This window comes from Luteimonas sp. WGS1318 (assembly GCF_043187535.1).
Taxonomy (GTDB): Bacteria; Pseudomonadota; Gammaproteobacteria; order Xanthomonadales; family Xanthomonadaceae; genus Luteimonas.
In genome coordinates, this window is sequence record NZ_CP171131.1 from 1,129,481 (window position 1) to 1,142,305 (window position 12,825).

At 67.2% G+C, this 12,825-nt stretch carries 7 protein-coding genes; 2 read left to right on the plus strand and 5 right to left on the minus strand.

What is annotated here, in order from left to right; all coding sequences use genetic code 11:
* Positions 1–227: 227 nt before the first annotated feature.
* Positions 228–1,439 (minus strand): endo-1,4-beta-xylanase, encoded by a 1,212-nt coding sequence (locus ACF3M1_RS05125; protein ID WP_394004516.1) that lies wholly within the window; start codon positions 1,437–1,439, stop codon positions 228–230.
* Positions 1,440–1,675: 236 nt separating this feature from the next.
* On the minus strand, positions 1,676–3,094 hold the full coding sequence (uxaC, locus tag ACF3M1_RS05130; protein ID WP_394004518.1) for a glucuronate isomerase: 1,419 nt from the start codon (positions 3,092–3,094) through the stop codon (positions 1,676–1,678).
* A 212-nt stretch (positions 3,095–3,306) separates the two neighbouring features.
* Between uxaC and ACF3M1_RS05135 the strand changes: the two genes are divergently transcribed.
* Entirely contained in the window at positions 3,307–3,780 is a 474-nt protein-coding gene (locus tag ACF3M1_RS05135; protein WP_394004520.1) for a hypothetical protein, read from the plus strand.
* Between the two features lie 317 nt (positions 3,781–4,097).
* Here ACF3M1_RS05135 and ACF3M1_RS05140 read toward each other — a convergent pair whose 3' ends face one another.
* From ACF3M1_RS05140 to ACF3M1_RS05150, 3 genes are all read right to left on the minus strand, one after another.
* Positions 4,098–6,941, minus strand: a complete 2,844-nt coding sequence (locus ACF3M1_RS05140) for a glycosyl hydrolase 115 family protein (protein ID WP_394004522.1) — start codon at positions 6,939–6,941, stop codon at positions 4,098–4,100.
* Positions 6,942–7,021: 80 nt separating this feature from the next.
* Complete coding sequence (locus tag ACF3M1_RS05145; RefSeq protein WP_394004524.1) at positions 7,022–8,062, minus strand: endo-1,4-beta-xylanase; 1,041 nt, start codon at positions 8,060–8,062, stop codon at positions 7,022–7,024.
* Positions 8,063–8,156: 94 nt separating this feature from the next.
* On the minus strand, positions 8,157–9,470 hold the full coding sequence (locus ACF3M1_RS05150; RefSeq protein WP_394004526.1) for an MFS transporter: 1,314 nt from the start codon (positions 9,468–9,470) through the stop codon (positions 8,157–8,159).
* 379 nt (positions 9,471–9,849) lie between these two features.
* Here ACF3M1_RS05150 and ACF3M1_RS05155 point away from each other — a divergent pair, with 379 nt between their 5' ends.
* Complete coding sequence (locus tag ACF3M1_RS05155; RefSeq protein ID WP_394004528.1) at positions 9,850–12,810, plus strand: TonB-dependent receptor; 2,961 nt, start codon at positions 9,850–9,852, stop codon at positions 12,808–12,810.
* Positions 12,811–12,825 lie beyond the last annotated feature (15 nt).

Sequence of the window (12,825 nt, forward strand, 5' to 3'; positions counted from 1 at the left end):
CATTCCCGCGAAGGCGGGAATCCATGGACTTCGAGCCTGCGACCAGCAACGTCCCTGGATTCCCGCCTTCGCGGGAATGACGGCATTGCTTTGGCGTGGTTGGCCAGGGGGCCGTCGGCAACAGCCAATACGAGTGGCGCAGCGCATGCTCGCGAACGAGCGAAGAGCCATAAGACGCGCGCGGGTCTGCTCCCTTGCGGTGCGGTTCCTGTTCGCGCATGACCGCTTCAGCGCGACACCGCCTCACCCGGCACCGCCAGCACCGCCTCCAGAGCCGGCTTCGGCTGGCGCTCGCGATCGAACAGCAGGGTGTAGTTGGTTCGGTTCGGAATCGGATAGTCGTTCTTCCACGACATGCCGTCCTCGACGCCCCAGACGCTGACGCGGTCGATGACGTCGCGCTTGCGGTGGAACAGGCGGAACAGCTCGGCGTAGCGATCGGCCAACTGCTGCTGCACGTCGGCCGGCAGCCCGTCGCGGTAGGGATCGAGATAGCGCTTGAACTCGGGCAGCTGGAACTGCGGGTGCAGCATGCCGGTGCCGATGATCTGGCCTTCGCGGGTCAGCGGCAGCACGTCGACGTCCAGCTCGGTGATCATCACCTTGACCCCGAGCGCGGCATACGCATCGATCGAGGCTTCGATGTCGTCGAGCGACGGATAGTTCAGGCCCCAGTGGCCCTGCATGCCGATGCCGTCGATGCGGATGCCGGCGTCCTGCAGCATCCGCACCATGCGTACGATGCCGCCACGCTTCTCCGGCCGCCAGGCGTTGAAGTCGTTGTAGTACAGCGCGGTGTCGGGCGCATGCTGGCTGGCGGCCTCGAACGCCAGGCGCACCACCGCATCACCGTCGCCGCCGAAGGCGCGCGTCCACACGGTGTCGCGGTATTCGCCGTCTTCGCCGATGATTTCGTTGACCACGTCCCAGGCATCGACGCGACCGGCGTAGCGGCCTGCGACCACTTCGATGTAATCGCGCAGGCGCTCAGTCATCACCTCGGGCCCGGCAGGCGTGCCGGGGTCGGCTTCGAAAAACCACGCCGGCGTCTGGTTGTGCCACACGAGGGTGTGGCCGATCAGGTACATGCCATGGCGCTCGCCATAGGCGACGAATGCATCGGCCGGCCCGAAGTCCCAGACGCCGGGCTGTGGATGCAGCACTTCGGCCTTCATCACGTTCTCGGCGGTCAACGCATTGAAATGCCGGGTCACCAGCGCTTCGCTGCGCGGGTCGCGGCCGGCGACAATGTCGTCGTTGACCGCGGTGCCGAGCAGGAAGGCGCCGCGGTAGGCGTCCTTGAGCGTCGACGCCGCTTCGCCCGCGCTGGTGGATTGCGGGGCAGGGGCCGGATCGCGCGGCGCTGCCGTCGCCGGCAGGGTGAGGGCACAGAGCAGCGCCGCCGCGAGTGCAGATGCGAAGCAGGTGCGTCGGGTCATCGGAATCTCCTTGATGCGGAAGGTGTGTCATGGCGCCGGCTGCGTGGCGCGCGCGCGTGAGCGTGTGAAACCGGAAGCGTCCGGTGGTCGATAGCGCGCTTGCTGCACAGGCCATCGCGCGACGGGCGTCTGTTTTTTCGGCGACACACGGCGTGCGCTCGAATGGTTCCGACGTCGCACTGTGGCTGCGTCGTCGGGGAGCATGTCGTCGCGTCAACATCCATCTCAACGCCGCCCTAGAGTCGATAGGCCCGCTTCGGCAGCCGGTAGGCGAGATCGATCGCGACCTCGGTCGCCTCGTCCTCGTCGATGCGGTGCTCGGCGACCAGCCTGGACAGGAACGCGCAGTCCACCCGGCGGGCCACGTCGTGCCGCGCCGGGATCGACAGGAACGCGCGGGTGTCGTCGTTGAAGCCGACGGTGTTGTAGAAGCCGGCGCTGGCGAGTGTCTGCTCGCGGAAGCGCCACATGCCCTCCGGCGCGTCGTGGAACCACCAGGCCGGGCCGAGGAACAAGCAGGGGTAGTGGCCGGCCAGCGGCGCGAGCTCGCGCGCATAGGTGCTCTCGTCGAGCGTGAACACGATCAGGGTGAAGCCGGGCGCGTTGCCGACGCGATCGAGCAGCGGCTTGAGCGCCTGCACGTAGTCGGTGCGCAGCGGGATGTCGGCGCCCTTGTCGCGGCCGTAGCGGGCGAACAGGTCGCGGTTGTGGTTGCGGAAGCAGCCGGGATGAATCTGCATGACCAGGCCGTCGTCGAGACTCATCTTCGCCATCTCGGTCAGCATCTGCGCGCGGAACAACTCGGCCTCGGCCGGTGTCGCCGCGCCGCGTACGACGGTGTCGAACAGGCGGCGCGCCTCGGCCTCGGACAGGTCCGCGGTCGCGCAGCTCGGATGGCCGTGGTCGGTCGACGTGGCGCCATGCGCGGCGAAGAACGCGCGGCGCTGGCGATGCGCGCGGAGGTAGCCGGTCCACGCGTAGACGTCTTCGCCGGTGATCTCGCCGAACTGGCGCAGCGCATCGGGAAACTGCTCGTGCTCCGGATCGATGACCGGGTCCGGGCGATAGGCCGTCAGCACCCGGCCCGACCAGCCGCTTTCGCGGATCGTCGCGTGGTGGGTCAGCGGATCGAGCGGCGACTCGGTAGTCGCGATGACTTCGATGTTGAAACGCTCGAATAAAGCGCGTGGTCGGAACGCCGGCGTCTGCAGCGCAGTGGTGATCGTGTCGTAGTAATCATCGGCGGTGGATGCCGAGAGTCGCTGGCGCAGGCCGAAGACATCGTGGAACACGTGATCGAGCCACATCGACGACGGCGTGCCGCGGAACAGCGTCCAGCGCTCGGCGAACACACGCCAGGCCGCGCGCGGATCGACCTCGGCGCGCGAGCCGTCGGCGCGTGGAATGCCCAGCGCATCCAGGTCCACGCCCTGGCTGTAGAGCATGCGGAACACGTAGTGGTCCGGCACCAGCAGCAGTTCGGTCGCGTTGGCGAATGGCGCATTGGTCGCGAACCAGGCCGGGTCGGTGTGACCGTGCGGGCTGACGATCGGCAGTCCGGTGACTTCGGCATGCAGGCGACGCGCGATGTCGCGCTGTGTCGGGTCCGACGGGAACAGGCGGTCGGGGTGCAGGGTGAGGGGGGCGTGCGTCATGACGAGGCTCGGGTGGAATGGAGTGGCGCGTGCTGGAAGACGTGACGTGGGTTCATTGCTGCATCCGCTTGCCGGATACGACGCGATCGCGCGAATTTGTGAGTTTCGGGCCGGCGGCGTGGGATTCCGGCCTGCATGAGTGAGAGTCGGTTCGCCGATGGCGCAGGAGTCCGCACAACCCCTCGCCTTCGCCGCGCACGCTGTCGCTGTCGTTGTCGCTGGTGCTGTTGCTGTTGCTGTTGCTGTTGTTGGTGCTGGTGCTGTTGATCTTGATCTTGATCTTGATCTGTTCGAGCCGTAAAGCGAGCCGAGCATCGCAGGGCCGCGAGGCCGAAGAGCAGCCCATGTCTGAGCGCAGCGAGTTTGGGCTGCGTGCCTCGTGGACCGAGAAGCGCAGGGGACCGATGCGGCTTCATCGCATCGGATCGCGTCCGGCGACGGCGGTTTTGCTTACTTTTGACAAGACAAAAGTAAGCCGCGCGTACAGCGCGGAAGCTCTGTTCTTCGCGACGCATTGGGAATCGGGCGCCGGCGGTAGAAGAAACGAAGCACATCAAGTGCAGGGCTTTCGCCCGCTTGCGCGTGCGAGTCCCTTTTTGAGGGACCAAAAAGGAACCAAAAAGTCCCTTCGCCGGACACTCGCCGATGCGATGGAGCCGCATCGGTCCCCTGCGCTCCTCGCCTGACGCGGCACGGCGCCCAAACTCGCTTCGCTCAAACATGGGCGCCTCTGCGGCCGCGCCAGACTCCGGTGCTCGGCTCGCTTTACGGCTCGACACAGCAAGAGCCAACGCAAAAGCCGAAGCCGAAGCCGGAGCCGGAGCCAGAGCCGGAGCCAGAGCAGGAGCCGAAGCAAAAGCCGGAGCAGCTGCCGAAGCAGCAGCCAAGGCCCGAGCCGGTGCCAACGCAACTGCCACAAAGCGGACCGCAGACGAAGCGGTCGCCGCGACCGGCGAGCCTGCTGTCACGGCGCGCAACCCAAACAAAGGCGCAACAGGCCGAATCACCGCCGCGCACTCTCCGGCGGCCCGAGATAACTCGCCCGCACCCCATCCCGCACGATCTCGATCCTCTGCACCACGACACCCGCATCGATCCGCCACAGCTTCAACGTCTGTGCGCCGGCTTCGACCCGGTGCCGCGAGGTCGCCACGTGCACGCTGTCGCTGACGGCGCGCTCCCAGGCCTGGAACTGCGGATGGCCGGGTGTCGGGTCGAGATGCATCGTGACCTCCTGCGGCGCGGCGTCGCCGAAGGAGACGGCGTAGCGCAGGCCGCCGCGATGCTGGTAATCGAGCGTCGGCGACAGCACGACGCGGACCTCGACTTCGCCGGCGCTCGCCAGGTGCACCGGGTATTCGAGCCATGCGCCCGAGGCGTCCGCTGGCGTCGAGGCCGCGGTGACGGGCACCGAGGTCACCGCCGACAGCGTGCGTCCGAGATGCGGGATCGTCTCCCAGCCCAAGCCCTCCGGCGTGACCGCACGCGCGCGGTGCGCGGCCTCGATTGCGATGACGCCTTCGCTCTCGACGAAGCCGGTGACCGCCGAGGCGGGTTTCGATACCGGCACGACAATGCGCACTTCGGTGCGGTCGCTGCCGAGCAGGTCGATCTGACCGACGTGCTCACCCGCCGGTACGGCGTCCCAGTCGACATCGATACGCAGCGGCATCTCGCCCTCGACCTCGCCGGACGCCGGGGTCACACGCAGCCAGGGCTGCAAGGACGTTCCAGTGAACGTGAACGTCGCGCGTCCACGATTGAACACGACGACCTCGCGTGATGGCGCGCCATGTGGATCCATCAGCGGAAGTTGCGCCGGCAGGGTCGGCACCGGCCAGCCGCGCACATCGCCGTCAACCGCGACGCCCATCGTGCCGCGCTCGCGCACGTCCACCCGCGACAGCGCGGGCATCACGTTCCGCTCGGGCTGTTGCCAGTGGGTATAGCCGATGCGCGGTTGCGACATCATGTGGATCCACTTGCCGCCGGCGATGTCCTGCTCGTAGACGCGCGCGAGTTCGGCATCGCGGGCGAAGCGGCGTTCGGCCTCGTCGGCCCAGGCGTTCGCCGAGGCGCGTCCCTGTGCGGCGTAGAGCCGGTTGCGGGCGACGGCGACATAGAGGTGCGCGAGGTTCGCACTGGCCAGCACCGGATATTCCACGAGCTGGTAATACGCATCACGATGCGCAGCGCCCAGCGCGGTGCCGATGCGCTGCGTGCCTTCGACCAGTGCATCCCAGTCCGCCAGGACCCGATCGGCTTCACCGAAGTTCACCAGGCTCCAGGTCTCCGGCGACTGCAGCTCGGGTTTGCGCCGCGCGTTGTACTGGGTGTAGCGGGTCAGGATCTCGCCGATCTCCGCCGCATGGGCATCGCCGAATTGCTCGGCGGCGAAGGCCTGCGGATAGGCGGACACCGCCTCGACCGGATATGCATCGGGTGCCCAGGCGTAGTCGAGGAAGAAGCTGATCGGAAATTCCATCGGCTTGATGTCGCCGACGTTGACCACCCACAGGCGGTCGGCACCGTGCGCGTGTGCAAGCCGCATCTGCTCCCAGGCGCGCTCGATCTGGGTGGTGTTGATCCACTTGTAGTTGCGCGGCCCGCCGACGTAGTCGAAGTGGTAGTAGACGCCGTAGCCGCCGGCGCGGGTCGAGCCGGGCGCGGGCAGGCGACGGATGTTGCCCCAGTTGTCGTCGGCGAACAGCAGGGTCACGTCGTCGGGGACCTGCATGCCGGCGTCGAAATAGTCCTGCACTTCCTTGTACAGCGCCCACACTTGCGGGGTGGCCTCGACCGGCCGGCTGGTGACCTCGGCGAGGATGCGGCGCTGGTCGGCGACGATGGTCTCGAGCAGCGTCGTCGCGGTGGCGTCGCTCATCGGTTCGTCGCCGTCGCCGCGCATGCCCAGGGTCACGACATTCTCGTTCGTGCCCATGCGGCGGATGCCGTCGCGCCAGAACGCCTGCAGCCGTTCGCGATTGCGGGTGTAGTCCCACGCGCCCTCGCCATGCCGTGACCATTCGACGTGCGCACGCATCATCGGCTCGTGGTGGCTGGTGCCGATGACGACGCCCATCTCGTCGGCGAGGGTGGCGTTTTGCGGATCGTCGTCGTAGAACGCGCGGCCCCACATCGCCGGCCACAGGTAGTTGCCCTTGTGGCGCAGGATCAGCTGGAACACGCGTTCGTAGAACTGGTGGTTCGGCCCGCCGTAGGTCGCGGCCATCCAGCCGCCGAGCGCCGGATCCTCGTCGTTGATGAAGATGCCGCGGTAGCGCACCGCCGGCGCATCGACGAAGCGGCCCGGTGCGATGTGCAATGCGGTCTTGTGTTCGGGCGCCACGTCGGCCCACCAGGTCCACGGCGAGACGCCGATCCGGCGCGAGAGTTCGTACAGGCCGAAGATCGTGCCGCGCTTGTCGGCACCGACGATCACCAGGGCGCGCTCGATACCCGGCTCGGGCGCGTCGACGAGCTGCAGCGAATAGCCTTCCCACTGGCCGGCGACGCCGCTGGTGTCGAGCGCGTGCTCGCGCACGATGCGATCGATGCGTGGGCTGTGACCGAGTGTGCCGGCGATGATCGCCAGCGGCGGCGTGCCGGTGGACGCGGGCAGGGCGCTGGCCCCCACGCCCGAGACGGCGGCGAGATCGGCGCGCAGGTCGTCGGCGGCACGCGCGACGCCGGGGAAATCGGCGTCATCGATCAGGACCGGCAACGGGCTGCCATCGCCGATCAGGGCGAGCGCGTCGGGTACCGCCTGTACGCATACCGCAGCCGGCTGCGCGCAGTCGCGTGCGTGCAGTGGTACGGCGCAGACCAGGGCCACAAGGAGCAGCACGCCTGTAGGCGCGCGCTCGCGCGCGAAGAGGCGTTTCCGGTGACCCGGATTCGCGCGCGAGCGCGCGCCTACACTCGGCATCACTGCGTGACCTCACCGCGCACGTAGCTGCGCAGCCACGCCATCGCAGGACGCTCGCTGCCGTCCTCACGGATCAGGTAGGCGCCCTGTTCGTCGCGCCACAGGCCACGGCGGAAGCCCCACAGCGTCATGCCTTCGACGGCGGGGTGCTCCCAGAACACAGGGAACACGCGCTGGTAGCTGGCCAGCTGCATGGCATCGTCGACACCGTCGAGATCGAACTCGGTCACGTGCACCGGCAGGCCGGTCGCGCCGAGTGCATCGAGGTTGGCGCGATGCACATCCATCGCCGTTTCCTCGGTCGTGGAGAAGGCATGGCCCTGCACGCCGATCACGTCGATCAGGCTCTCGGCCTGCAGCAGGCGCACGATCTCGAGGTAGCGCCACGTCGCATCCTCGCTGTTGGTCACGCTGTACTCGTTGAGCATCAGCTTGGAATCGGGGAAATGCGTGCGCGCGAGGCGGAAGGATTCGAGGATCCAGTCCCAGCCCGTCTCGCCGTCGCCGCCCAGCGCCCCGATGTAATTGCCGCCGCCTTCGTCGTCCTTCGACGGCGGATCGTTGAGCGGCTCGTTGACCACTTCGACGATGTCGATGCCCGGATAGCGTTCGGCCACGGCCGCGAACCACTCCTCGATCTCGGCGCGCTGCTCCTCCGGCGGCAAGGTCTCGATCCACTCCGGCTGCTGATTGCCCCAGACCATCACATGCATCTGGAACGGCAGGTCGTTGTCCTGTGCGACGCGCCAGGCGGCGTCGAGCTCGTCCCAGTTCATGACGTCGCGTTCGGCCTCGACCTCGCCCCACTTGCCGCCGTTCTCCGGCGTGACCTTGTTCCAGTAACCCGCGAAGCCTTCGGCCTGCGGCGGACTGTGCGCGCCGCCGAGAAATTTCGCCTGGCCGGCGGCGATCGGCGTGCGCGCATCCGCATCGGCTCGGGCGGCTTCCGTCGGTGACTGGCCATCCTGCGCGCCGCATGCGGCGAGGACGAGCGGGAGCGCGATCAGCGCGGCAAGGGGGGCGGTTCTGAAGCGATGCATGGTGGTCATACCTCCTGGAGCGATGAGCAGTGTTGAACGCTAACGGTGTGCCGCGTTCGCGGGCGGATGGTGCGGAGCGGAAATGCCGTCGCGCTCACGATGTCGCGGGCGGCGCGAGATCCAGACGCGCGGGTTCGAGACGTGGCGCCAGGACATGGATCGCCGCCAGCGCGGCGAGATACGCGCCGCCGGCCATGAAGAACATCGCGGCGTAACTGCCGGTATAGCCGCGCAGCCAGCCGGCACCGAGGTTCATGAAGAAGCCCCCCATCGCACCGGCGAAGCCGCCGATGCCGACCACGGACGCGACGACGGCACGCGGGAACATGTCCGAGGTCAGCGTGAAGAGATTGGCGGAGAAGCCTTGATGCGCGGCTGCCGCGAGCCCGATCAGCCACACCGCGACCCACTGGCCTTCCACATGCGGCGCGAACACCACGGGCAGGATGCACAGCGCGCAGATCAGCATCGTGGTCTTGCGCGCGGCATTCGCGCTCCAGCCGCGCTGCATCAGTCGCGAACTGAACCAGCCGCCGCCGACCGAGCCCACGTCCGCCAGCAGGAACACGGTCACCATCGGCAGTCCGATCGTGCGCAGATCCACGCCGAAGCGGTCCGCCATGAACATCGGAAACCAGAACAGGTAGAACCACCACACCGAGTCACTGAGGAACTTGCCCACGGTGAACGCCCAGGTCTGGCGGAAGCGCAGCAGTTGCAGCCATGAGGCACGCACCGGCGGGTCGGGCGGATCGCTGTTGATCAATGCCAGTTCCGCCGGCGACACCTTGGGGTGTTCGGCCGGGCGCCGATACACAGGCAGCCAGAACGCGAGCCACACCAGGCCCGCGAGCCCGGTCACCACGAACGCGGTGCGCCAACCCCAGGTGAGTGCCAGCCAGGGCACGAGCAGGGGTGCGACGATCGCGCCGATGTTGGAACCGGCATTGAAGACGCCGGTCGCGAACGCGCGCTCGCGCTTGGGAAACCATTCGGCGACGGTCTTCACCGCAGCGGGGAAATTGCCCGATTCGCCGAGGCCGAGCACGAAGCGCGCGATGCTGAAGCCGGCGACCGATTTCGCCAGCGCATGCGCCGCGGCCGCGAACGACCACAAGGTGAGATACACGCTGTAGCCCACGCGCGTGCCCACGCGATCGATGAACCAGCCGGCGAACAGGAAGCCGATCGCGTAGGCGAGGGTGAATGAGGCGCTGATCACGCCGTAGTCCTGCTCGCTCCAGCCGAACTCGACGCGCAGCGTCGGCGCCAGCACGCCGAGCACCGCGCGGTCGACGTAGTTGATCGTGGTCGCAAAGAACAGCAGCGCGCAGATCACCCAGCGGTAGCGGCTGAACGTGGCCGCGGGCGAGGCCGCGTCGCGCACTGGGTCGGCAGACGTGTTCATCGGAGAACAGCCAGCGCGTCGAATGCGCGCGTCGGTGTCGGCACCATCGATGTCCCCTGGCGATATGCGCCCGATCAGTGATAGCGCTATCACTAACACAGGCGATCCGGGAACACGTTCTGCAGCGCATCAATCCCGTGGAGATTGCGTCGCAACGGCCGGGATTCGCTGCAATGCAGCGAAAAAACCGTATCGGCTGTGATGCGCGGTCCATGCTGCTACGCAGCGTGACGGCGACGGAATGATAGCGCTACCGTAAAAAACACGTCATCTCGGGACGTCAAGTCCAGCGGCGTCGGGGTACTCGAGTCAACACATCATGCTGCCGGCGCGACCTCGCGTCCGGGCAGCCCGTCACCAGAAACGGGAGGGGAGTACGGTGCAAGTGAATGTCACACGAACCACGTTGTCACGCGCGTTGAGTCTGGCGCTTCTGGGTATGGCGAGCGCCTCGGCGCTGGCCCAGAATCCGCCCCCACAGCCCGCGCCAGCGACACCGCCGCCGGCCGAGCCCGCTGCCATGACGCAGCTGGACACGGTGTCGGTCACCGGCTATCGCCAGAGCCTGCAGTTCGCCACCGAAGCCAAGCGCGACTCCACCGGCTTCACCGACTCGATCTTCGCCGAGGATCTGGGCAAGTTCCCGGACACCAACATCGCCGAGTCGCTGACCCGCATCCCGGGCATCCAGTTGAATCGCGACGTCAACGGTGAAGGCCTCAACATCGCCATTCGCGGGCTCGGCAGCAGCTTCACCAAGACGCTGATCAACGGCGCGTCGGTCGCCACCGCATCGATCGGCCTGGACGCGACCAACCAGAACCGCGAGGTCGATCTCAACATCTTCCCGACCGAGTTCTTCACCCAGGTCACGGTGTACAAGTCGCCGCAGGCCAGCCTGCCGGAAGGCGGCGCCGCCGGCGTGGTCGACATGCGCAGCGTGCGGCCCTTCGACCGGCCGGGGACCCATGTCTCGTATCAGCTGCAGGCGGACTACAACGACATCAGCGGCAAGACCAGTCCGCGCGCGTCGTCGATCTTCAGCTGGACCAATGAGGAAGGTACGTTCGGCACGCTGGTCGGCGTGACTTCGACACGCGGCAAGATCGGCGTCGAAGGCTACGAGACCATCGGCTGGACCAACCCCAACCTCACCAATGCGCAGTGCGGCAGTCCCGGCGCGGCCGGCACCTTTCCCACGCTCGGCCAGCGCTGCAACCTGACCGGTGGCAACGGCTGGCGCATTCCCGACACCGTGCCGAACAATGCCTCGACGATCGCCGCCGGCCTCACGCCGGGCACGCCGATCGACGCGGCCTGGCTTGTCGCCAACAACCCGGGGCTCACGACCGACCAGATCGGCGAAGCGCTGATTCCGCGGCTCGGCCGTCCGGTGGACATGTCCGGCGACCGCGACCGTGATGCCGTGCTCGCGGCGTTCGAATGGCGTCCGAACGACCGCCTGCACATGTGGATGGACACGCTCTACACCAAGGCCAAGCGCACCAACGAACGCATCGACATGAACCTGATCGGGCGCAACGGCCAGCTGATTCCGCTGGACATGCAGGTCGACGCGAACAACGTCGTCACTGCCGCCACGTTCACCAATGCGCAGTTCTTCCTCGAATACCGGCCCTACATCGAGGACGTGCAGTACTGGCACATCACGCCGGGCGCGACGTTCTGGTTCACCGACGATCTCAAGCTCGACGTCGAAGCCAACCTCAGCCGCAGCTGGATGTTCCGCGAGTCGCCGACCATCCTGGTCAACTCGCCGTTCACCACGCTGCAGTACGTCAACGACGGCAGCGTGCCCAGCTGGACCACCGATCTCGACCTCAACGATCCCAACCTCGGCTGGACCTGGGCCGGTGGTGGCCGGGTCAACGTGCAGAACGAGAAGCGCGTGACCGAAACCAGCGGCGTCCGCGCCGATCTGCAGTTCGGCGAGGACGCGCGCAACGTGCGCGTCGGCGTCGCCTGGGACCGCAACGCCCGCACCATCCGCGGCTTCGACAACAGCCCCGCGTACGAGAACCTGGTCTGCCGTGGCCTGAATCCGGATGGCACCGTGCCCGATCCCCGTCCGGCCTGCGCCGGCACCGGCACGGCCCTGATCACCAATGCGGAGCTGGCGTCGTACCTGCGGCCCGGCCCGCAGGGCTTCATCACCGTCGACGGCGACCGGTTCAAGAACGACACCGACTATTACCGCTACCGCGACGAAGCGCCGGAGTCGGGCGGCCCGAACACCGGTGGCTCGACCGGCGGCTTCACCGAGCGCACGCTCGCGGCCTATATCGAACTCAACGGCACGACCGAGATCTGGAACCGCGACCTGCGCTTCAACGCCGGCATGCGCTGGGCCAGCACCGACCAGGACATCTCCGGTCCGGTCACCTTCGGTGGCGTGCGCCAGTACCAGACGCTGAGCGGCGAATACAGCGAGTGGCTGCCGTCCTTCAGTGCCGCGTGGGACGTCGCCGACCGCGTGGTGCTGCGCATGTCCGGCTCGCGGACGATGACGCGGCCCAATCCGAGCTCGATGCTGCCGTCGACGACCTTCACCGACCAGTCGGCACAGGTCGCGTCGCAGGGCAATCCCGAACTCACGCCGTATCTGTCGACCAACTTCGACCTCGGCGGCGAGTGGTACACGGGCGACGAAGGCTTCGTCGGTCTGACCCTGTTCAACAAGCGGGTCGAGGGCTACACCTTCCAGGGCGTGACCACACGGCCGTTCCTGTCGCTGGGCATTCCCTTCGACGACCTCACCGACACCCAGCAGCAGGCGATCAACAACCGCGGCGGTCCGGGCACGGCCACGGTCAACGTCAACCAGCAGGTCAACGCGGACGCCGCGCTCAATATCCGCGGCTGGGAAGCGATCTGGGTGCAGCCGCTGCGGTTCGTGCTCGACGGCCTGGGCTTCATGGCGAACTACACCAAGATCGACATCTCCACCGTCGGCCGTGATGCCAACGCACTCGCGGGCAATGTCTACGGTGTGGCGCCGTCGATGTGGAATGCCACCACGTACTGGGAGAACAGCGTCGCCTCGGTGCGGCTGTCCTACACCTGGCAGGAAGGCGCCTTCGGCACCGGACCCAACCAGCAGGGCATCCCGCAGGCGCAGATCTTCGGTGACGACCGCGGTCAGCTCGATCTGGCGGCCAGCTACACGCTGTCGAACGTGTGGTCGCAGCCGCAGCTCACCTTCAACATCCTCAACATCACCGGCGAGGAGCGTCGTTCCAACTTCTGGTATGCCAATGCCGTCAACGATCTCTACGATCCGGGGCGGACCTACAGCATCGGTATCCGGGGCACGTTCTGATCCAGGCAGTCCACC

Coding starts and splice junctions, on each gene's coding strand:
- ACF3M1_RS05125 (WP_394004516.1), bottom strand. CDS start 1,439: ATGACCCGACGCACCTGCTTCGCATCTGCACTCGCGGCGGCGCTGCTC.
- ACF3M1_RS05145 (WP_394004524.1), bottom strand. CDS start 8,062: ATGCATCGCTTCAGAACCGCCCCCCTTGCCGCGCTGATCGCGCTCCCG.
- ACF3M1_RS05150 (WP_394004526.1), bottom strand. CDS start 9,470: ATGAACACGTCTGCCGACCCAGTGCGCGACGCGGCCTCGCCCGCGGCC.
- uxaC (WP_394004518.1), bottom strand. CDS start 3,094: ATGACGCACGCCCCCCTCACCCTGCACCCCGACCGCCTGTTCCCGTCG.